This is a genomic window from Caulobacter henricii, assembly GCF_001414055.1.
GTDB lineage: Bacteria > Pseudomonadota > Alphaproteobacteria > Caulobacterales > Caulobacteraceae > Caulobacter > Caulobacter henricii.
The window spans coordinates 532,883-551,303 of the sequence record NZ_CP013002.1; the positions used below are offsets into that span (position 1 = coordinate 532,883).

The 18,421-nt window shown below is 66.2% G+C and carries 22 protein-coding genes; 9 read left to right on the forward strand and 13 right to left on the reverse strand.

Annotated elements, in window-relative coordinates; genetic code table 11:
* Nucleotides 1-32: 32 nt before the first annotated feature.
* The gene (locus tag AQ619_RS02565) at nt 33-620 is read left to right on the forward strand and encodes a methylated-DNA--[protein]-cysteine S-methyltransferase (protein ID WP_062151195.1); all 588 of its coding nucleotides are present in this window, start codon (nt 33-35) and stop codon (nt 618-620) included.
* Nucleotides 621-781: 161 nt separating this feature from the next.
* On the opposite strand, the gene AQ619_RS02570 is transcribed toward AQ619_RS02565, so the two are convergent.
* Nucleotides 782-1,231: a DUF3617 domain-containing protein gene (locus AQ619_RS02570; RefSeq protein ID WP_335338043.1), complete on the reverse strand. Its 450-nt coding sequence runs from the start codon at nt 1,229-1,231 to the stop codon at nt 782-784.
* A gap of 209 nt (nt 1,232-1,440) precedes the next feature.
* Here AQ619_RS02570 and rpmB point away from each other — a divergent pair, with 209 nt between their 5' ends.
* Entirely contained in the window at nt 1,441-1,746 is a 306-nt protein-coding gene (gene rpmB, locus AQ619_RS02575) for a 50S ribosomal protein L28 (RefSeq protein ID WP_062143830.1), read from the forward strand.
* Between the two features lie 76 nt (nt 1,747-1,822).
* Here rpmB and AQ619_RS02580 read toward each other — a convergent pair whose 3' ends face one another.
* The 4 genes from AQ619_RS02580 to cobT all read right to left on the reverse strand — a co-directional run bounded on the left by AQ619_RS02580 (nt 1,823) and on the right by cobT (nt 6,453).
* Nucleotides 1,823-2,833, reverse strand: coding sequence for a phosphotransferase (locus AQ619_RS02580; protein WP_062143833.1), 1,011 nt, complete (start codon nt 2,831-2,833; stop codon nt 1,823-1,825).
* Between the two features lie 157 nt (nt 2,834-2,990).
* The gene (locus tag AQ619_RS02585) at nt 2,991-3,290 is read right to left on the reverse strand and encodes a hypothetical protein (RefSeq protein WP_062143835.1); all 300 of its coding nucleotides are present in this window, start codon (nt 3,288-3,290) and stop codon (nt 2,991-2,993) included.
* Between the two features lie 188 nt (nt 3,291-3,478).
* On the reverse strand, nt 3,479-4,528 hold the full coding sequence (locus AQ619_RS02590; protein WP_062143837.1) for an esterase-like activity of phytase family protein: 1,050 nt from the start codon (nt 4,526-4,528) through the stop codon (nt 3,479-3,481).
* Nucleotides 4,525-6,453, reverse strand: coding sequence for a cobaltochelatase subunit CobT (gene cobT, locus AQ619_RS02595; RefSeq protein ID WP_062143839.1), 1,929 nt, complete (start codon nt 6,451-6,453; stop codon nt 4,525-4,527). The genes AQ619_RS02590 and cobT overlap by 4 nt, the downstream gene beginning before the upstream one ends.
* 105 nt (nt 6,454-6,558) lie before the next feature.
* Between cobT and AQ619_RS18610 the strand changes: the two genes are divergently transcribed.
* The gene (locus AQ619_RS18610) at nt 6,559-6,735 is read left to right on the forward strand and encodes a DUF1328 domain-containing protein (protein ID WP_084745714.1); all 177 of its coding nucleotides are present in this window, start codon (nt 6,559-6,561) and stop codon (nt 6,733-6,735) included.
* Nucleotides 6,736-6,780: 45 nt separating this feature from the next.
* Here the strand turns inward: AQ619_RS18610 and AQ619_RS02600 are convergent, their stop codons facing one another.
* From AQ619_RS02600 to groES, 5 genes are all read right to left on the reverse strand, one after another.
* Nucleotides 6,781-7,941, reverse strand: a complete 1,161-nt coding sequence (locus tag AQ619_RS02600; RefSeq protein WP_062143841.1) for a DUF3089 domain-containing protein — start codon at nt 7,939-7,941, stop codon at nt 6,781-6,783.
* A gap of 84 nt (nt 7,942-8,025) precedes the next feature.
* Nucleotides 8,026-8,352: a hypothetical protein gene (locus AQ619_RS02605; RefSeq protein ID WP_062143843.1), complete on the reverse strand. Its 327-nt coding sequence runs from the start codon at nt 8,350-8,352 to the stop codon at nt 8,026-8,028.
* Nucleotides 8,353-8,392: 40 nt separating this feature from the next.
* Nucleotides 8,393-8,524 (reverse strand): hypothetical protein, encoded by a 132-nt coding sequence (locus tag AQ619_RS18975; protein ID WP_166504124.1) that lies wholly within the window; start codon nt 8,522-8,524, stop codon nt 8,393-8,395.
* 178 nt (nt 8,525-8,702) lie between these two features.
* Nucleotides 8,703-10,349: a chaperonin GroEL gene (groL, locus tag AQ619_RS02610; RefSeq protein WP_062143845.1), complete on the reverse strand. Its 1,647-nt coding sequence runs from the start codon at nt 10,347-10,349 to the stop codon at nt 8,703-8,705.
* 60 nt (nt 10,350-10,409) lie between these two features.
* Nucleotides 10,410-10,700: a co-chaperone GroES gene (gene groES, locus AQ619_RS02615; protein ID WP_010918572.1), complete on the reverse strand. Its 291-nt coding sequence runs from the start codon at nt 10,698-10,700 to the stop codon at nt 10,410-10,412.
* Nucleotides 10,701-10,875: 175 nt separating this feature from the next.
* Here groES and AQ619_RS18615 point away from each other — a divergent pair, with 175 nt between their 5' ends.
* Nucleotides 10,876-11,070 carry a VOC family protein gene (locus AQ619_RS18615; protein WP_084745716.1) on the forward strand — a complete coding sequence of 65 codons (195 nt, stop codon included), beginning with the start codon at nt 10,876-10,878 and terminating at the stop codon, nt 11,068-11,070.
* A 25-nt stretch (nt 11,071-11,095) separates the two neighbouring features.
* The gene (locus AQ619_RS02625; protein WP_062143851.1) at nt 11,096-11,512 is read left to right on the forward strand and encodes a DUF4345 family protein; all 417 of its coding nucleotides are present in this window, start codon (nt 11,096-11,098) and stop codon (nt 11,510-11,512) included.
* Here AQ619_RS02625 and AQ619_RS02630 read toward each other — a convergent pair.
* The 3 genes from AQ619_RS02630 to AQ619_RS02640 form a co-directional block, all read right to left on the reverse strand.
* Nucleotides 11,509-12,024: a methylated-DNA--[protein]-cysteine S-methyltransferase gene (locus AQ619_RS02630; protein WP_062143854.1), complete on the reverse strand. Its 516-nt coding sequence runs from the start codon at nt 12,022-12,024 to the stop codon at nt 11,509-11,511. The genes AQ619_RS02625 and AQ619_RS02630 overlap by 4 nt on opposite strands.
* A 66-nt stretch (nt 12,025-12,090) precedes the next feature.
* The gene (locus AQ619_RS02635) at nt 12,091-12,864 is read right to left on the reverse strand and encodes a peptidoglycan-binding domain-containing protein (protein ID WP_062143857.1); all 774 of its coding nucleotides are present in this window, start codon (nt 12,862-12,864) and stop codon (nt 12,091-12,093) included.
* Between the two features lie 96 nt (nt 12,865-12,960).
* A complete protein-coding gene (locus tag AQ619_RS02640) occupies nt 12,961-14,268 on the reverse strand; it encodes an acyl-CoA dehydrogenase family protein (protein ID WP_062143859.1) in 1,308 nt (435 codons plus the stop codon).
* 114 nt (nt 14,269-14,382) lie between these two features.
* On the opposite strand from AQ619_RS02640, the gene AQ619_RS02645 reads away from it, so the two are divergent.
* The 4 genes from AQ619_RS02645 to AQ619_RS02660 all read left to right on the forward strand — a co-directional run bounded on the left by AQ619_RS02645 (nt 14,383) and on the right by AQ619_RS02660 (nt 18,415).
* Nucleotides 14,383-14,973, forward strand: a complete 591-nt coding sequence (locus AQ619_RS02645) for a GNAT family N-acetyltransferase (protein ID WP_062143863.1) — start codon at nt 14,383-14,385, stop codon at nt 14,971-14,973.
* Nucleotides 14,974-15,151: 178 nt separating this feature from the next.
* Nucleotides 15,152-16,336 (forward strand): hypothetical protein, encoded by a 1,185-nt coding sequence (locus tag AQ619_RS02650; RefSeq protein WP_236849520.1) that lies wholly within the window; start codon nt 15,152-15,154, stop codon nt 16,334-16,336.
* 57 nt (nt 16,337-16,393) lie between these two features.
* Nucleotides 16,394-17,563: a hypothetical protein gene (locus AQ619_RS02655; protein ID WP_062143871.1), complete on the forward strand. Its 1,170-nt coding sequence runs from the start codon at nt 16,394-16,396 to the stop codon at nt 17,561-17,563.
* A gap of 102 nt (nt 17,564-17,665) precedes the next feature.
* Nucleotides 17,666-18,415, forward strand: coding sequence for a MerR family transcriptional regulator (locus tag AQ619_RS02660; RefSeq protein ID WP_062151199.1), 750 nt, complete (start codon nt 17,666-17,668; stop codon nt 18,413-18,415).
* Nucleotides 18,416-18,421 lie beyond the last annotated feature (6 nt).

Genomic DNA, 18,421 nt, shown 5'->3' on the forward strand with positions numbered 1-18,421 from the left:
AAACCCGCAACAGGCCTGCTATGGTCGGGCGCATGAAGGGGCAGGCTTTCGCACTTTTTGACACCGTAATCGGCCGCTGTGGCATCGCCTGGAGCGATTCCGGGCTGATTGGCGTGCAGTTGCCCGAGGCGACGCCGGGCGCAGCCTGGGCCCGCCTGCGCAAGCGCTTCCCGGAGGCGGTGGAAACGCCGGTGCCCGCCGCCATCGACCGGATCACCGGACGGGTGCGGGACCTGCTGGCCGGTGGACGCGATGACCTGACCGATATTGCCCTCGATCGCGGTGGCGTTTCGGACTTCAACTGGCGCGTCTATGAAATCGCCCGGGCCATAGCGCCCGGCGAGACCTCGACCTATGGCGAGATCGCCCGCGCCATGAGCGAACCGGGTGCCGCCCGGGCCGTGGGCCGGGCGCTCGGCGAAAACCCCTGGCCGCTGGTCGTGCCCTGCCATCGGGTGTTGGCGGCCGCCGGGCGCATGGGAGGGTTCAGCGCCGAGGGCGGTGCGACGACCAAGGCGCAACTGCTGACCATCGAGCGGGCGCGGACCAGCTCTGCCCCCACCCTGTTTGATCTGGAGTTCTCGGTCGCCCCGCCCCGCGGCGGCCAGATTGGCCGGTAGAATCGATCGGGGGCGGGCCAGGTTAACGCTGCCGGCCAAATGGGCGAACAGGCGCGAAACGAATCATGACCGAATCAGCGACGTCGGCCGATTCAGTCTTTGTTCCCTACAAGCTATTGTATCTTAATTCGGATTAACCACAAGCGGTCTCTGCCGGAGGGCTACTTGATACCCGCCGGACAGGTGGCTGCGACGCGACGGGCATCCATCACCCCGGCCAGCGGGATGCCGTTAATGGTCTTCATCTTCACGTCGAGCTTGAAGCTCTCGGCCGTGTAGCCGCCCTTGGCGGTGACCGGGGCCACGCGACCCTTCTTGTCGGTCCAGGCTCCCTTGAGCTGGATCTTGCCGTCCTTCACCACCCGGGTGGTGTAGTCGCAGGTGTATTTGCGGGTGCAGATGCCCTTGGCGAACTGCTCGACGTCGGCCTGCTTCAGACAGCGCGACTCATCGCCGGCCGGGATGGGGCCGATCTTGTAGCTGTACTCCCAGTGCCCGGGCAGAATCGTGGCCGGCGCCGGCTGGGTGGCGTGGCTGGTGCCGGCGGCCAGGGCGAGGCCCGCAGTGGTCAGGGCGAGGGCGATCAGACGCATGAACGGGTGCTCCATCATGGGGCTCTCTATATAAGGACGCAGATGAACCTGTCTTGAAGGCCGAATACGGGCGGCCTTCATCAGGCGATGGGGCGGAACCGGGCTTGCCACCTTGACTCGACTGGCGGCCTTCGCCTATATCGCCCGCTCTCGCGTGGCGGCTCGCCCACCGCGCCCCGAAATTCATGTATCCGAAGCCTCTGGCTTCGCCCAGCCAAGGTAGTCCCATGTCGCGCCGCTGCGAACTCACCGGTATCGGTCCGATGGTCGGCCACAATGTGAGCCACTCGAACATCAAGACCAAGCGCCGCTTCCTGCCGGCCCTGTCGCCCGCCACCCTGGCGTCCGACTCGCTGGGTCAGACCTTCAAGCTGCGCATCAGCAATGCTGCCCTGCGCACCCTGGACTTCAAGGGCGGCCTGGACGTGTTCCTGCTGGGCGCCAAGGACGAGCAGCTGTCGCCGCGCGCCCTGAAGATCAAGGCTCAGGTCAAGGCCAAGGCCAAGGCTGCTGCCACGGCCGTCGCCGCCTAAGCGACCATCCTGATCGACATTGTAAAAAGCCCGCGAAGCTTGTGCTTCGCGGGCTTTTTCGTGTCTGGGGCTGGGCTCAACCTTCCAGGGCCCGACGTGCGGCGATCGCAAAGTCCGGGCCTCTGACGGCGTCCTGAGCCTGCCGGAGGTGGGCCAGGCCATAGGCCACCCGTCCTTCCCAGAGATCCAGAAGCGGAGCGCCCTTGCCCAGGTCCGCGTGCATCTGTTCCAGGGTCCTGTCATTGCGGATGGACGCATCGAGTGTCCGGCCGGCCCGCTCGGCAGCAGCGCCGGCCAGGAAGGCCAGGGCATGGAACAGGTGGCTGATCTGGCGGGCCAGAAACAGGCGGGCCGTCTCGGCTCCGGTCGGCTTGCGTCCGAAATAGGCCGTCAGGAACGCCGTCTCAGTCTCGGGGCTTGGCGCGAAGACATTGGCCACCGCCGAAAGGTCGACATAGCGATCGGCCAGGAAGGCTGCCTCCCAGTCCACCAGCCAGGGTCGCACACCGTCATGGACGATGTTGCGGGGATTGACGTCGTTGTGGCTGGAGACCGCGTCGGTCGGAAGGGGGCGATAGGCTCGCGACAGATCACCCAGGGTCTGGCGGATCGCAGCGTCGACCGCTTGGGTCGGCAGGGAGGACGAGAGGACCTGGTCCGCAAGGCCTTCCAGCGCATCCAGATAGCCGATCAGGGGCGGGAAGGCGGGCGCGGCATGCAAGGAGGACAAGAGACCGGCCAGCTGAGCCACCGTGCCAGGGGCCGTTTCGTTCGGCGGCCCTGCGGATGGCCCGGGCAGGATGAAGTCGGTAACCGACACCCCGTCTTCGTCACTTGTGAACAGGACGCGGGGGGCTACTCCGGCCCCGGCGGCGATCCGCATGCAGGCATGGGTGCGGGCGGGGTCGCGTATGGCATCCCGGGTAGGCTGGATCCGCAGCAGGCAGGATCTGCCGCGATGCTCTGCCCGAAAGACACCGGCCCCGGACAGGCCCCCCGTCAGCGGTGTGATCGCGTCGGGCTCGGCCCCGGCGAAGACGTGGTTCAGGGCCCTTAGGGCGGCGGGGCTATTGTAGGGCAGGGACATGACGCGCTCCGGAAAGCCGCCATATTTACCCGGATGAAATACGAGTCAATATTGTCCGGGTAAAATATGGAGATGCTCCACTGGGCCCAGGACAGGCAAAACCCGCTGCGGCAGGGCCGCAGCGGGTTTGGTACGCGACTGAGTAGGCAGGTTTGGCTTAGCGCGAAACCACAGCGCCGGCGGCCGGGTTGGCCGTGTTGTAGGCGGTCAGGGCCGGGCTGTTGATCTTGGTGACCGCGTCGGAGACCGAGGCGCGGATGCAGGCGGGATAGAGATAGCCGGCCATGGCTTCGCCACGGACTTCCTGCCAGCAGACCGTCGAGGCGGCCTTGACGATGTCGGCACGGACCTGTTCGGCCGACTTGCCGGAAACCTTGACGCGGAGTTCAGCGGCCGAAACGGGGGCAGCAACGGTGAGGGCGATGGCCGAAACGGCCAGGGCGATCGAGCGGATCATTGTGTCAGTCCACGAAAGGGGGTTGGGTTCAACCTCCTCCCGACGCGTTCCTCTGACGGTCCTTCCGGTTCTTGCCTGCTTGGCCGTCGATAGAAAACATAGTTCCGTCGGATTGAGTTATCAACGATAATGTTGCGCCGCACCCAAACTTTTTGACGTTGCTCAATCCCTGCGCGGAGGCGGGTGTCCTAGCGCTTGCGGACCGGCCTTTTGGGCGTCTTCTTGGGCAGGGGTGGCGGGGCCGGAGGCGGTGTCCAGTCAAAGGCCAACAGCAGGGTGCGCTGGTTTGGCAGGCCGCCGTCGTCTGAAATCAGGTAGATCCGCGTGGCCCCAGATGGTGAGGTGCCCAGCGCCACCCCCTCGTAATTGTCGCGAGTCGTGGTGCCGTCCAGATGCAGGCTGGCGATCTGGATCTGTTTCGCCGCCGGCGTCAGCGGATCGGCCACGAACCGCAGAATGCCGCGCCAGCCCCGGATGGGGTCGAAACCGCGATGGAAGGTGACGATGGCCGGACCGTTGAAGGCGGTCATGGCCGTCAGGCCCCAGGTGAAATCGGGTCCCTGCTGCGGGGCCAGGGCCTGGCAGGCGGCCGACACCCTGCAAAGCCAGGTCTCGCCCTCCTCGCCACCGACCAGATAGGCGTCGGGACCTGCGGCCGGATAGGCGGCCAGGGCCTCCATGCCTTCATTATAGGGGAAGACGGTCGCGGGCTTGGGGGCCGGGCGCGGCGGTCCGCCGGCGGCGGGATAGAGCCAGACGCGGTGATCGCGTTCGAAACTGACCAGGCGATCGCCATTGGCCAGCATGGCCAGACCCTCCGCATCGCCGCGATCCTTGCCTTGCAGGGCCTGGCCGTCAGGGCCCTTCAGCCCCTCCAGCTTGCCGTCGGTCAGGCCGACCAGCCGCCCGCCGGCATCAAGCACCAGGCGGGCCTGGAACAGGTCGCCGTCATCGGTCACCGCGACCAGGCCGCCATCGGCCGCTATGGCCAGGTCCGATAGGCCATGCAGCCGCGAGGTCTCGGCACTAGTGATCTCGAGGCCGCCGGCGAAGACAAAACCCTCCAGCGTCGTCCGGGTCGGGTCGGAGGCATCCAGGGGCACAGGACGGGTCTGCAGCGCGATTTCGGGCCCCGCCTTGACCGGTGCGACCGGCAGGGGCGGTGGCGGCTTGCGGCCGCAATGGGTCAGCATGCCGGCGGTCAGCGCCAGCACCAGGCCGAGACGCAGCCCGTTCACGCAGGAACCTTGCGCGCCGCCTTTGGCGCTGAGGGCTGCACCGTCTGCAGCGGGGCCAGAAGGCCGCGGGCCCTCTTGACGGCCCGGGGCTCTTCATCGAACAGGGCCGCCAACTGCTCCACCAGCACCCCGCCCAGCTGTTCAACATCGACGATGGTGACAGCCCGCCGGTAGTAGCGCGTGACGTCATGGCCGATGCCGATGGCGATCAGCTCAACCGGGCTCTTTCCCTCGATCTCGGCGATGACCTGGCGCAGGTGGCGCTCCAGATAGTGACCCGAATTGACGCTGAGGGTGCTGTCGTCCACCGGCGCGCCGTCGGAGATCACCATCAGAATTCGGCGGGCTTCGGGCCGGCCGATCAGCCGCTGGTGGGCCCACATAAGGGCCTCGCCGTCGATGTTTTCCTTCAGCAGGCCCTCGCGCATCATCAGGCCGAGGTTCTTGCGCGCCCGCCGCCAGGGCGAGTCGGCGGCCTTGTAGATGATGTGGCGCAGGTCGTTCAGTCGGCCCGGGGCTGGGGGCTTGCCGGCCTTGATCCATTCGTCGCGACTGGTGCCGCCCTTCCAGGCCCGGGTGGTGAAGCCCAAGACCTCGGTCTTGACCCCGCAGCGCTCGAGCGTGCGGGCCAGGATATCGGCGCAGACGGCCGCGACCATGATCGGCCGGCCGCGCATCGAGCCGGAATTGTCGATCAGCAGGGTGACGACCGTATCGCGGAACTCCTGGTCTTCCTCCTGCTTGAAGGAGAGGGGGGCGGTCGGATCGATGATCACCCGGGTCAGGCGGGCGACATCGAGCATCCCTTCCTCAAGATCAAAGGTCCAGGCGCGGTTCTGCTGGGCCAGAAGCCGACGCTGCAGCTTGTTGGCCAGGCGTGACACGACGCTGGAGAGGGCGCTGAGCTGCTGGTCGAGATAGGCCCGCAGACGGGTCAGCTCCTCGGCGTCGCAGAGCTCTTCGGCCGGGACGATTTCGTCGTGGCTGTTGGTGAAGATCTTGTAGGCCGGCTCGCCGGGCTGGGCGGGGCCGCTGTCGGGCCGTGCGGGCTTGGCGCCGTCGCCCATCTCCGGGCTCTCGTCGCTCTCCTCGGGCTCGCCGTCCTGTTCGGATTGAACGAGGTCTTCGTCTCCGGCCTCGGACTCGCGGTCGGAGGTGTCGGTTTCCTCAGGCGAAGAGCCCTCTGACTGCTCGCCCTCGCCTTCGCCCTGATCCTCGTCGGTCGTCTGGTCCTGCTGGTCCTGCTCGCCGTCGTCCTCGTCAGAGCTTTCGGTGGCGTCCGACATTTCCTCGCCGAGGTCGAGGTCGCGCAGGATCTCGCGGGTCACGCGGGCGAAGGCGGCCTGGTCATCGATGGCGGCGGCCAGGCGATCGAGGTCCTTTCCGGCCTTCATCTCGATGTCGGCGCGCAGGATGTCGACCAGGGCCCTGGCCCCTTCGGGCGGCGCGTCGCCGGTCAGGCGCTCGCGGACCATCAGGCCCAGGATCTCGGCCATCGGTGCCGATTGGCGGTCCATGGCCACATTGCGGGTCAGGCCCTGCTTTTCGAGCCGGGCTTCCAGGGCCGCAGTCAGATTGCCGCGCACGCCGCCGAGGGCATTGGCGCCAATGGCCTCAAGGCGGGCCTGCTCGATCGATTCAAAGGCCGCCTGACCGTCCGGCGAGGACGGACGGGCCCGGGCATGGGCGAGGGCGTCATGGTGGGCCAGCCTCAGGGCCATCTGGTCGGCCAGGCCCCGGATGCGCGCGGCCTCCTTGCTGTTCAGGTCGCGCGGGGGATGGGGCAGGACTGCCCGCTTGCCCATCAGCATCGGCCCGTCTCCCGAGAACACCACTTCGAGATCGGGCGTTTCGGCAAGCGAGCGCGCGGCGTGCGCCAGGGCGCGCTTGAAGGGTTCGGTCGGGCTTTCGGGCTTGGACGCCATGACTATCGGTTACCGGGGCCGGACCGCGAAAACAAGGAACGCCGTGCGCTCTGGCGGGTTGTTTCGTCAGAAGCTCCACCGGCTTCCTGCTGAAGGAAACGCGCCATGCTGAAATGGGCCATCATACTCGCCATTGTCGCCCTGATTGCCGGGGCCCTGGGTTTTACCGGGATCGCGGGGGCCGCCGCCGGCGTCGCCAAGATCCTGTTCTTCCTGTTCCTGATCGGATTTGTCCTGGTGCTGCTGCTGGGCGGCGTTCTGTTTAAGGGTCCAGCCCGATAGACCATATGGACCGGGGGCCGCCCGCGGGCACCCCCGGTCGACTGCCTATTTTGCCGCATAGGCCCTGGACTGTTCGCCGACCAGGGCCACCAGGTCGCCCATGGCCAGATTGACGTCGATCAGGTGCAGCCCCCAGTCCTTGAGCGGCTGTCCGAAGACCAGGATGTCGCCGGTGATGTCATCGACGCGCGGATCAGCCGGATCAGCGTTCACCGCCACCGACAGATAGCTGAACTCGCCCTCGCTGACGCAGCGGCCTGACACCAGGCCCGGTGTCGCTACGAACGACGTGGTCACCGCCAGGCCCTTGGCCCAGGGCTTGGGCGTGGCGGCCGTAGACCCCATCCCCTTGGCGCTGAAATAGGCGCTGAGCGGTGTCGCCTCGGTCGAGGCCTTGCCGGCCAGAAGGGCAGCGGGATTCACGCAGCCGGCGCGCAGACCCTGCGGGTCGGTCCGGCCAAAGCGGCTGCTGGCCGGCGGCGGGCTTGAGGCGCGGAACGAGACATAGGTGACGATACAGCCGGTCTGGCTGGCGGAGGTGCAAAGGGGGAGGGTCCCGTAGCGGCCCGTCGCATCGACCGGGGTGTTCATGCCCAGGGTCAGGGCCGAGACGACCTGTTTCTGGACCGGCTTGCCGTCGATCTCCTCCTTCAGCAGTTGCAGCAGCATCCGCGACCCCTGGCTGTGGCCGATCAGGACCACGCCCCGGCCCTTGTTCTCGTGCGCCAGATAGTGGTTCCAGGCGTCGCGCACGTCGCCATAGGCCAGGGCCGCATCGCCGGCCTGGCCGCCCATCATCACTTTGCGCAGGGCCGCCAGGGTGACCTGGCGATACATCGGCGCAAAGATCCGGCACTGGGTGCCGAACCGGGTGAGCTGCTGCCCGACCACCGAGCGTTCGGCAGCGTCGATCGTCATGTCGCTATTGCCGCCCGGGTCGGTCGAGACGGTCGGATAGACATAGAAGCAGTCGACCGGGGCCTGGGTGGCGGCGGCGAAGGTCTCCTGTGCGGCCTTGCCGTCGGCGGCCACGATGGTGGTGCTCTGGTCGGTGGCGCAGGCATCGTCCCGGCCGGGCAGGCACAGCCAGTTTTCGCTCTTGCCATAGTCATTGGCGGTTGGCGCGGCCTGGGTCTGGGCGCAGGCGCTGCTCACCAGAAGCAGGCCGGCGGTCAGGCCGATCGCGGCCAACATGGACTTGGACATGGTTTCCCCACTCTGCGCTCAAACGCTTGTTTGGAAGCAGCATGACGAAAACCGCCCGGCCCGCCAAGCCCTGCCGTTCAGGGATCAGAACTCGGTCTGGACCGGCAGCCAGCGACGCGGGAACCTGTCGCCCAGGGCGCGGGTTTCCCCGGGCTTGAGGCCCAGTTCGACCATGCGAAAGGCGACGATCTCGCGCAGGGCCTCGACGGGTTCGGTGCCCCGGAACGGACTGGACGCCACGGCCCCGGCATTCAGGGCCAGGTCCACGGCCGCCCATTCGGCCTGGGCGCGATCGGCCTTGCCGACCCCGAAATAGTGCCGGACCGGATAGGGCTTGCCCGCGACCTCGACCATCACGCCGATGACCCAGCCTTGAACGATCAGATCGGCATCGGGGCGCTGGCGGAACATCCGCCGGGTGTAGCCTCGCGCGGCGGTGTCCGAAAGGGGGCTAGCCGATCAGCCGGAACCCTGCCTGGCTGATCAGGCCCAGGGCCAGCCAGATCGACAGGCCCAGAACGACGACCTTCGGGCGGGGCAGCCGGCGACGGTGTTGTGAAGACTGTAAACGCACGAACGCCATTGGCGCCTCCATGCCTTGAGATCTTGCCCGGAGGTTAACGCCGTTTGCGCGGCTTTGATCCGCGACCTTTCCGCGCGCCGGAGGTCTGTGAGCGTGGTGCGTCGCGACCAAAGAAAAAGGGCGGAACCTTGCGGTTCCGCCCTTCTCTTGTTGGTTCAGCGAAGGCTGACCGGACGCCTTAGAAGTCCATGTCGCCCATGCCGCCCATGCCGCCGCCGGGAGGGCCACCGGCTGCCGAGGCCTTCTTGGGGGCTTCGACGATGGCGGCTTCGGTGGTGATCAGCAGGCCGGCGACCGAAGCGGCGTCTTGCAGAGCCGTGCGGACAACCTTGGCCGGGTCGATGACGCCGTCGACGACCAGGTCGACATACTGCTCGGTCTGGGCGTTGAAGCCGAACGAGGCGCTGGTGCTTTCCAGGACCTTGCCGACCACGATCGAGCCTTCGACGCCGGCGTTTTCGGCGATCTGGCGGATCGGAGCCTGCAGGGCGCGACGGACGATGGCGATGCCGGCGGTCTGGTCGGCGTTGTCGCCGGTCAGGCCGTCGAGGGCCTTGGAGGCCTTCAGCAGAGCCGTGCCGCCGCCCGGGACGATGCCTTCATCGGCGGCCGCGCGGGTCGCGTTGAGGGCGTCGTCGACGCGGTCCTTCTTTTCCTTCACTTCGACTTCGGTCGAACCGCCGACGCGGATGACCGCAACGCCGCCGGCCAGCTTGGCCAGACGCTCTTGCAGCTTTTCCTTGTCGTAGTCCGAGGTGGTGTCTTCGATCTGGCGCTTGATCTGGGCGATACGGGCTTCGATCGCGTCCTTCTCACCGATACCGTCGACGATGGTGGTGTCGTCCTTGGTGATCGAGACCTTCTTGGCCTTGCCGAGCATGTCGAGCGACACGTTCTCGAGCTTGATGCCCAGGTCTTCCGACACGACTTGAGCGCCGGTCAGGATGGCCAGGTCTTCCAGCATGGCCTTGCGGCGATCGCCGAAGCCCGGAGCCTTGACGGCGGCGACGCGCAGGCCACCGCGCAGCTTGTTGACGACCAGGGTCGCCAGGGCTTCGCCCTCGACGTCTTCGGCGATGATCAGCAGGGGACGGCCCGACTGGACGACGGCTTCCAGCACCGGCAGCAGCGGCTGCAGCGAGGAGAGCTTCTTTTCGAACAGCAGGATGAGCGGCTCTTCGAGCTGAACTTCCATCTTGTCGGGGTTGGTGATGAAGTAGGGCGACAGGTAGCCGCGGTCGAACTGCATGCCTTCGACGACGTCGAGTTCGGTCTCGGCGGTCTTGGCTTCTTCGACGGTGATGACGCCTTCGTTGCCGACCTTGTCCATGGCCTTGGCGATCATGTCGCCAACTTCCTTGTCGCCATTGGCCGAGATGGTGCCGACCTGAGCGATTTCAGCGTTGGTCGTGACCTTCTTCGACGACTTCTTGATTTCGTCGACGACGATGGTGACGGCCTTGTCGATGCCGCGCTTCAGGTCCATCGGGTTCATGCCGGCAGCAACCGACTTGAGGCCTTCCTGGACGATGGCCTGGGCCAGAACGGTGGCGGTGGTGGTGCCGTCGCCGGCCTTGTCGTTGGTCTTCGAAGCGACTTCGCGGATCATCTGCGCGCCGAGGTTCTCGAAGCGGTCAGCCAGTTCGATTTCCTTGGCGACCGAGACGCCGTCCTTGGTCGAGCGCGGAGCGCCGAAGGACTTTTCGATCACGACGTTACGACCCTTGGGGCCGAGGGTCACCTTCACCGCATTGGCGAGGATGTTGACGCCGCGCAGCATCTTGTCGCGCGCGTCCGAGGAGAAATAAACGTCTTTAGCGGCCATTTTCAGAGCCCTTCAAAAAGAGAAACTTGGGAGTGGAAAGTCGTTCAGGCGGAGGAGGGCTTAGGCCTCGACCACGCCCAGAACGTCGCTTTCCTTCATGATCAGCAGGTCTTGACCATCGACCTTCACTTCCGTGCCCGACCACTTGCCGAACAGGATGCGATCGCCGGCCTTCACGTCGAGAGCGACGACGTCGCCCTTGTCGTTACGGGCACCGGGGCCGACGGCGACGACTTCGCCTTCCTGCGGCTTTTCCTTGGCGGTGTCGGGGATGATGATCCCGCCCTTGGTCTTGGTTTCTTCTTCGACGCGCTTCACGAGGACGCGGTCGCCCAGGGGACGAAATTTCATGGTTGTTCTCCGTCGGGACGGTTATCGGTAAAGGGGTCGCTGGCGTGGGAAGCGCTGCTGTTAGCAGTCGGTTCCCTTGAGTGCCAACGCGGTGCTTGAGTTAGGTCTGCGACCCCCTGGAGTCAAGGACGGGCCCGGCGAACTTTTTGCGATGACGGTCAAGCGGAGGCCTGAAATGTTCGATCATCTGGGCTTTGGCGTGAACGATCGCGCCCATTCGCCGGCCTTCTACGTCCAGGCCCTGGCGGCCGGTGGACCTGATAATCGAGCGCCCGGACTTCGCCCACATTCTCATCCAGACTACCATGGCGCGTTCGTTGTCGATCCTGACGGGTTCAACCTCGAGGCCGTTTGCCACACGCCGGTCTGATCCGACCCCAAGGAGCGCTTTGCGCATGTCGAGCTACGCCCTGTCGTTATTGATGGCCATCATCGCCTGTGTGATCGGCGGGGCCTTCGGCGGCAGAACCCTGGCGCGTCCCGGCCCCGCGCCCGGCGCGAACGATGCCGAGGCGATGCCGGCCTCTCGCCTGACCCAGGCCCGGGCGTTCGGCGGCCTGCTGATCCTGGCCCATGCCGGAACCGCGCTCTATCTCGGCTACCAGGCCTCGGTGGGCGCTGCCATGGCCTTCGCCCTGGCCCTGGCCTGGTTCGGTTCGGCGTTCGGGCGGCTGGTCTCGATCCGCCTCGACAGGCTCTCCCTCCGGGCCGAAGCCGGCAACCTGGCCTTCGAGCTGCTGATCGGCCTGACCCTGAGCCTGCCGTTCTTCAATGCCGGCCGGCTGGTTCTGCGCGGCGGGATGATCGCCTAGAGCGCTACCCCTTCGTGCCGCAGCAGCCAGGCCTTGCGGTCCAGGCCTCCGGCATAGCCGGTCAGGGCCCCGTTCGCGCCGATCAGGCGATGGCATGGGACGAGGATGGACAGCGGATTGGCCCCGTTGGCGGCACCGACGGCGCGCACCGCACTGGGCCGACCGATCCGCGCCGCCAGGGCCCCATAGGTCTGGGTCTGGCCGGCCGGGATCTCGGTCAGGGCGCGCCAGACCGCCTTCTGGAAGGCACCGCCGGCGGTGGCCCAGGGGATCGTGTTCAGGGCCGGGAAGTCGCCATCGAAATAGTCGGCGAGGGCCTGGCGCACCGCCCTTGGCGCGACGCCAACCTCCAGCACCCGGTCGCCATAGTGCCGCCCGAGCAGCCGCTGGAGGCGCGGCTCATGATCGTGAAAGTCCAGGGCGCGGAGGATTCCGGCCTCATCGGAAACCAGCAGCAGCTCGCCGATCGGCGAGGGCTGGCGGTCCAGATGCAGGGCGGAGGGCGAGGTCATGATCGGATCATCGACGGCAGGGCCTGCCGTGTCAGCCCGCTTCTTGCGGGACCCGCTTCGAGGCCTTCACCAGATGATGAAGTCCTTGTCCTTGTAGCCGCGAACCCGCTCCACCGCCTCGAAGCCGTTGGATGAGCCCTCGTCGTTGGTGTTGCCTTCATAGGTGGTGAAGGCGTCCGCGCTGGCAGACTTGACCACCCCCACATGCACCCAGTCGGTGGGGCTGGCCCGGACCAGAAAGAAGCTGCCGGGCGTGATGGCTGATTTCGCCACCTGGCCGCTGGCGATCCTGGCCCCCGAAATGAACTTGCCGATCGTCTTGGCGCGATCAGCCAGGGTGTCGCAACTGGCCGAGGACTTGATGGGCGGCGGCTTGCCGACGGCGGCGGCGGCCTGCTCAAGGGCAAAACAGGCAAAGCCCGCGCACCAGCGTGCCCCTGCGCCGTCCCAGCCGAGATAGGCCCGCACCCAGGGACCCAGATTGTCGCCGCCGGCTTCGCGGGGGTGCTGGGTCACATGCAGGGCGGCATAGTGCGCGACCAGTGGGGAAAGCGCCTGGCCTGCAGCCGGCGCATAGTCGATCGCCCGGCTCAGCGGTGCCGTCAGGGCGGCGTAGGTTGCGGTGTCGACAATGCCGGTCGTCGGAAGACCGGCCCTGGCCTGAAAGGCCTGGACCTGGGTGAAGGTCGCTCCGCCGAAGTCAGAGTCGATGGCCAGGGCGAAGCCCTGCAGGGTCAGCCATTCCTGCACGCGCTTGACCCGGGCATTCTTGCTGCCGCGCGCCAGGGGCGTGGAGAAGGCCAGTTCGGCAGAGACGCGTGACGGCGAGTACTGCGGCATGACGAGCCCTCCAGGTCATTGCCCGGAAAGGTTGCCGTGTTTGGTCTATGCACGCAAGTCAAAAGGGTGGAGCGACCAGCGCTCCACCCTTGAGGATCAGCGGATGCCCGGCACGTGCAGGGCGGCTTCCTTCTCGGCCTTCTGCTTGAAGACCAGGTCGCCGTACTTGCCGTATTCCATGCGGGCGATGGTGCGCTGGTGCACTTCGTCCGGACCGTCGGCCAGGCGCAGGGTGCGGATGCCGGAATAGGCCTTGGCGAGGCCGAAGTCGGTGGTCACGCCGCCGCCGCCGTGAGCCTGGATGGCGTCGTCGATGATCTTCAGGGCGAGGCGCGGGGCCGCGACCTTGATCATGGCGATTTCCAGACGGGCCGACTTGTTGCCGGCCTTGTCCATCATGTCGGCGGCCTTCAGGCACAGCAGACGGCACATCTCGATGTCGATGCGGGCATCGGCGACGCGCTCTTCCCACACCGAGTGGTCGGAGACGTACTTGCCGAAGGCCTTGCGGCTCATCAGGCGCTTGCACATTTTCTCGAGCGCGACTTCCGCCGTGCCGATGGTGCGCATGCAGTGGTGGATCCGGCCGGGGCCCAGACGGCCCTGGGCGATTTCAAAGCCGCGGCCTTCGCCGAGCAGCAGGGCGTCCTCGATCGGAACGCGGACGTTCTTGAGGATGACTTCGGCGTGGCCGTGCGGGGCGTCGTCATAGCCGAACACCGGCAGCATGCGGACGATCTCGATGCCGGGGGCGTCGAGCGGCACCAGGACCTGGCTCTGCTGGGCGTGGCGGCTGGCGTTGTCGGGGTCGGTCTTGCCCATGACGATGGCGACCTTGCAGCGCGGATCGCCCACGCCCGAGGACCACCACTTGCGGCCGTTGATCACATAGTGATCGCCGTCACGTTCGATGCGGGTTTCGATATTGGTGGCGTCCGAGGATGCCACATCCGGCTCGGTCATCAGGAAGGCCGAACGGATCTCGCCGTTCATCAGCGGGCGCAGCCAGCGCTCCTTCTGGGCCAATGTGCCGTAGCGCATCAGCACTTCCATATTGCCGGTGTCGGGCGCGGAACAGTTGAAGACTTCCGAGGCGAAGCCGACCTTGCCCAGCTGTTCGGCGATCAGGCTGTATTCCAGATTGGTGAGCTGGATGCCCTCGAACTGGAAGGTGTCGTCCACGTGGGTCTGGCCGCTGTGCGGCGGCATGAAGAAGTTCCACAGGCCGGCGGCCTTGGCCTTGGCCTTCAGTTCCTCGACGACCTGAACCACCTTCCAGCGCTCGGCGCCGAGGACGTTCATCTCGGCCTCATAGGCCGGGATCGCCGGATAGATATGCTCGTCCATGAACGCGGTGACGCGATCAAGGAACTGCCGCTGCTTGGGGGAGATGTCGAAATCCATGGCGCTTCCCAATCCCTATCTTCAAACGCTTGTTTGAAGTGGTTGTAGCATCCCGCTGACGCGGACGGCAAGCAGACTTGCGGCCTGCGGAGCAGCACGGGAAGACTGGGCCCCATGATGATCGAGATTCGCCCCCTGGAAGGCCGCTATGTGCGGCTGGAACCCATCACCCCGGCGCTGCGTGACGAACTGCGTGGTGCCATCGACTGCGATCCCGAGAGCTGGGAAATCATGTCGACCAATGGCTGCGGCGAGGGCTTCGAAGACTGGTGGGGCGCTCTGCAGGGCGAGACCCAGCGCGGCGAACGGATCGGCTTTGCCATCCGCCGGCTGTCCGACGGCAGGGGGGTTGGAACCTCCAGCTATCTCAATATCCGCAAGCTCCACCGGGGCCTCGAGATCGGCTCGACCTTCCTGCATCCCGACGCCCGATCGGGACCGGTCAATCCGGAGTCCAAGCGCCTGCTTCTGGCCCACGCCTTTGATGCCGGTGCCATCCGGGTGGAGTTCATGGTCGATGTCCGCAATGCCCGCAGCCAGGCGGCGGTCGAGAAGCTGGGTGCCGACAAGGACGGCGTCCTGCGCAACCACAAGATCACCTGGACCGGCCATGTTCGGGACTCGGCGGTCTTCTCGATCACCGACGCGGACTGGCCCGGCGTCAAGCAGCGCCTGGACTTCCGCCTGACGGAAACCTTCAGCTAGCCCGCCAGAACACAGAAGTCGTCTCTCCGAATGATTATCCAGAGTTGAGTTACTGTCTCTGGCGGCTCTTGAGTATACTCGCACGGCGCAGTTCACCGAACAGGCCAGGTAAACACCGTTTGAGGGTGCGCCTAACGCATTGGTAATCGAGTCCGGTCTTTATTTTCGAATGATCGGAATGGCCTGCATAAGAATTTGTATTGAACACGGCGCGCGCGAGACGTCCGTTCAAGGTGTCACACCCGGCAAGATCGATCGCACGGCGGCGCTCTATATCGAGGCCCGTTGGCCGCCCCCGAGGCGGTTTGGCCAGGTGGCACCCGGGGCCTATGTTCTGGTCGATCCCAATGCCGAACGCCTCGACGGCGAGGAACTCAAGCAGATCGCCAGCGAACTGCAGCTGCGTCTGTTCGGGACCCAGGGCCGCGACGACCTGTGCATGCTGACCCATGAGGGGGATGAGACCGAGGTGCTCAAGTTCGCGGTGCTGCCCGAGGCGGAGCTGCTGGCCATGCGCGCCGGCGCGCCGCCCCCGCCGGTGGGGCTGACCCGTGTGGTCACGAAGGACGGCGTCCGCGAACTGGCCGACTGGGGCTCGAACCCGACGATGACGGCCGAGACCGAGGCGGATCCGGCGGAAGGACCGCGCCTGGGCTGGCGGGGTGTCTATAATCCGGTGGCGGAATGGTTCGAGGCCAGTCAGCCGCAGGTGCTGCGGCGGGCCCCGGAGCGGGCGGTTCTGGACGATGGCGATTTCATGCGGTCGGACCTGGCCATGCTGGACGCGAATGTCGCCGCTCTGGAAAGGCAACCGGACCTGCGGCTGCAATCGGACTTCCGCCTGTGGAGTCTGGTCAGGGTCAGTCTGAAGGAGGCCTATCAGGCCAAGCTTGAGGCCCTGCCCGACGGGGTGGTCAAGCAATTGTCCGCCCAGGTCTATGAGGTGCCTCGTGACCTGCCCTTTCTCGCCATCGCGCCGCTGCGGGACCTGTTGCGCCCACGGTTTTCCCGCCTCGAGTTCAGAACCGAAGACCCGGGCTTTGATGTCCGGTCGGTGCCTCCGAACCTGATCGACGGGGTGGTGCTGCAATTGTCCGGCAAGGACGAGATGCAGCGCCTGCTGAACCTTCGGCGGTTCCTGTCGGGACGGCGGCAATATCTCGAACTCCGGCTGCGGCAAGGCGTCACAGGCGTCGCTTCGCGTCGGGAATTTGAGCTCTGCCGCGAGCTGAAACTGTCGTCCGTGACCGGCCCCTTCGTCAGCAAGCTGTCTGAAGAACCCTTGCAGGATCAGGGATGCCCGCGTGCGGACCTGCCGTTCAGGCCGGCAAAGCCGGTCATTTTAAATCAGGGGTTGAGCTGACAATCGCCCCGCGTGTCCCTAACCAATTGGCGATGAATAGCCCTTAGGTCGGGATCTATGACCGCGATTGTTTGCCTTCGGCTATTGATCGACGACGAAGCCTTTCCCGCAGCGCGGGCTCATGAGGCGGCGGACGCCTATCTGAAGGATCGCTGGATTGCACCCCGCCGCTACGGCGCTGTGGCGTCCCTGGCCTTCGTGCTGGCCGATCTGCGGGCCGAGCGGCTGAACCCGGAGGAGATCCAGGAACTGGCGGCCAGGCTCGAGGCCTTGCTCTTTCCGGGTCAGGCGCACGGTCAGATCTGTCTGATGACCTTTGAGGGCGACGAACAGGCCGTCCTGAAGTTTGCCACCCTGTCCCAGACGGAGCTGGCGGCCCTGGCCGCCGGACGCGGCTATGGCGGTGCGGCCGGTCACGTCCAGGCCATTACAGCCGATGCCATCCAGGCCCTGCCCAGCGCGCCGGCCAGCCGTCCGGCAGCACCACCGCAAGCGCCCCAGCAAAGGGCGGCTCCGGCCGCAGCAGCGGCTCCGCCGTCCGCCACCGGCTGGTGGGGCCTCTATGACCTGCCCGGCGAGGCCTTTGTCGGCTCGCTCCTGGGGCTGAGGTCGGACCTGACGCAACCGCCGCCGGAAGGCGATGCCGCGCTGCTGTCGCGCGATCTTACCTGTCTCAACGATGCCCAGAGCGCCATCAAATCGGCCCCCTTCGGCGACTTCCTCGTCCCGTTCGGCTTCTGGAACCTCACCACGCCCCACGCCCAGGACGCCTACAGGAGCCGTCTGTCGCGTTATCCGCTCGACCTGCAGCCGCGTCTCGGGGCCAGTGTCTATGGTACCCCGCGCGAGGCCTCGCTTGGACTGGTCAGCCAGATCCGGACCTTTCTGAAGGGCAGTTTCGCCGTCCTGGATCTCAATGTGCTGGATCCGACCTTCCCGCTGCACACCTTCCCGCCGGAGCTGATCAACAGCGTCACCCTGACCCTGACGGGCGAGGATGACCGGGCGCGGCTGAACGCGATCCTGAAGCTGGTCGAACGCCATGCGACCTATCAGGGCAAGGGCGTTCTGCCATGCGTCGCCGGGGTCAACAGCGCCGCCGAGGTCGAGGCCTGCCGCCAGGGTGGCATAGCCCGGATCAGCGGACCGGCGGTCTCGCCCTTCCTCGACAAGCCGCTTGCCCAGGCTGAAGGGACACCCTTGAGCCTGGCCCGGAACGCGGCCTGATTTTTCGCTGAAGCCCGGGCTTGACCCTCACCCCGCGTGAGCCCTGATGGGTGGTCTCCATCAACAGGGGAAGGTCGATTGCCCTCACTGACTGTCAAGCAGATGGCCCGGCTGTCCGGCGTCTCGGTGCGGACCCTGCACCACTATGACGCGCTCGGATTGCTGACACCCAGCGCTGTCGGAGCCAACGGATACCGGTACTACAGCCGTCAGGATCTTCTGCGCCTGCAGCAGATTCTGTTCTATCGCGAGCTGGAAACGCCCCTCAGGGAGATCCGGCAGGTCCTTGACGATCCCGGCTTCGACACGGCGGCGGCGCTGCGCAGCCACCGTCAGAAGCTTGTCGAGCAGGCCAAGCGCTATGGCCAGTTGGTGAAGGTGATCGACCAGACCCTCGAAACCTTGAAGGGAGACGAGACAATGCCGGCAAAAAGACTGTTCCAGGGATTTTCGCCCGAAAAGCAGGCCGAACACGAGGCCTGGCTGATCAAGACCTATGGCGGCGACATGGCTGAACGGGTCGCTGAGGCCAGGACCGGCATGCGGTGCTGGACCCAGGGCGATGGCGAGGACTTCCAGGCTGAAGCCCGCGAGATCGAGCGGGATCTGGCCCTGGCGCTTGCCAAGGGCCTGCCGGCGGGTTCCGACCCGGTTCGGGCCATCATGGCGCGCCATTGGAACTGGGTGGGGCGCGGCTGGAACCGGCGGCCCGAGCCTGCGGCCTTTGCCGGGCTGGGACAACTCTACCTGCAGGTCCCGGAGTTTACCGAACGCTACGAGGCGGTCGCACCGGGCCTGACGGAGTACCTGGCCGAGGCCATGCGGGTTTTCGCAGAGTCAGGACCCTCCTGAGTCCAA

What these genes read in the sequence shown, in the direction of transcription:
- AQ619_RS02565 (WP_062151195.1), top strand. Translation starts at nt 33, where the DNA reads ATGAAGGGGCAGGCTTTCGCACTTTTTGACACCGTAATCGGCCGCTGT.
- AQ619_RS02570 (WP_335338043.1), bottom strand. Translation starts at nt 1,231, where the DNA reads ATGATGGAGCACCCGTTCATGCGTCTGATCGCCCTCGCCCTGACCACT.
- rpmB (WP_062143830.1), top strand. Translation starts at nt 1,441, where the DNA reads ATGTCGCGCCGCTGCGAACTCACCGGTATCGGTCCGATGGTCGGCCAC.
- AQ619_RS02580 (WP_062143833.1), bottom strand. Translation starts at nt 2,833, where the DNA reads ATGTCCCTGCCCTACAATAGCCCCGCCGCCCTAAGGGCCCTGAACCAC.
- AQ619_RS02585 (WP_062143835.1), bottom strand. Translation starts at nt 3,290, where the DNA reads ATGATCCGCTCGATCGCCCTGGCCGTTTCGGCCATCGCCCTCACCGTT.
- cobT (WP_062143839.1), bottom strand. Translation starts at nt 6,453, where the DNA reads ATGGCGTCCAAGCCCGAAAGCCCGACCGAACCCTTCAAGCGCGCCCTG.
- AQ619_RS18610 (WP_084745714.1), top strand. Translation starts at nt 6,559, where the DNA reads ATGCTGAAATGGGCCATCATACTCGCCATTGTCGCCCTGATTGCCGGG.
- AQ619_RS02600 (WP_062143841.1), bottom strand. Translation starts at nt 7,941, where the DNA reads ATGTCCAAGTCCATGTTGGCCGCGATCGGCCTGACCGCCGGCCTGCTT.
- AQ619_RS02605 (WP_062143843.1), bottom strand. Translation starts at nt 8,352, where the DNA reads ATGTTCCGCCAGCGCCCCGATGCCGATCTGATCGTTCAAGGCTGGGTC.
- AQ619_RS18975 (WP_166504124.1), bottom strand. Translation starts at nt 8,524, where the DNA reads ATGGCGTTCGTGCGTTTACAGTCTTCACAACACCGTCGCCGGCTGCCC.
- groL (WP_062143845.1), bottom strand. Translation starts at nt 10,349, where the DNA reads ATGGCCGCTAAAGACGTTTATTTCTCCTCGGACGCGCGCGACAAGATG.
- groES (WP_010918572.1), bottom strand. Translation starts at nt 10,700, where the DNA reads ATGAAATTTCGTCCCCTGGGCGACCGCGTCCTCGTGAAGCGCGTCGAA.
- AQ619_RS18615 (WP_084745716.1), top strand. Translation starts at nt 10,876, where the DNA reads ATGTTCGATCATCTGGGCTTTGGCGTGAACGATCGCGCCCATTCGCCG.
- AQ619_RS02625 (WP_062143851.1), top strand. Translation starts at nt 11,096, where the DNA reads ATGTCGAGCTACGCCCTGTCGTTATTGATGGCCATCATCGCCTGTGTG.
- AQ619_RS02630 (WP_062143854.1), bottom strand. Translation starts at nt 12,024, where the DNA reads ATGACCTCGCCCTCCGCCCTGCATCTGGACCGCCAGCCCTCGCCGATC.
- AQ619_RS02635 (WP_062143857.1), bottom strand. Translation starts at nt 12,864, where the DNA reads ATGCCGCAGTACTCGCCGTCACGCGTCTCTGCCGAACTGGCCTTCTCC.
- AQ619_RS02640 (WP_062143859.1), bottom strand. Translation starts at nt 14,268, where the DNA reads ATGGATTTCGACATCTCCCCCAAGCAGCGGCAGTTCCTTGATCGCGTC.
- AQ619_RS02645 (WP_062143863.1), top strand. Translation starts at nt 14,383, where the DNA reads ATGATGATCGAGATTCGCCCCCTGGAAGGCCGCTATGTGCGGCTGGAA.
- AQ619_RS02650 (WP_236849520.1), top strand. Translation starts at nt 15,152, where the DNA reads ATGGCCTGCATAAGAATTTGTATTGAACACGGCGCGCGCGAGACGTCC.
- AQ619_RS02655 (WP_062143871.1), top strand. Translation starts at nt 16,394, where the DNA reads ATGACCGCGATTGTTTGCCTTCGGCTATTGATCGACGACGAAGCCTTT.
- AQ619_RS02660 (WP_062151199.1), top strand. Translation starts at nt 17,666, where the DNA reads ATGGCCCGGCTGTCCGGCGTCTCGGTGCGGACCCTGCACCACTATGAC.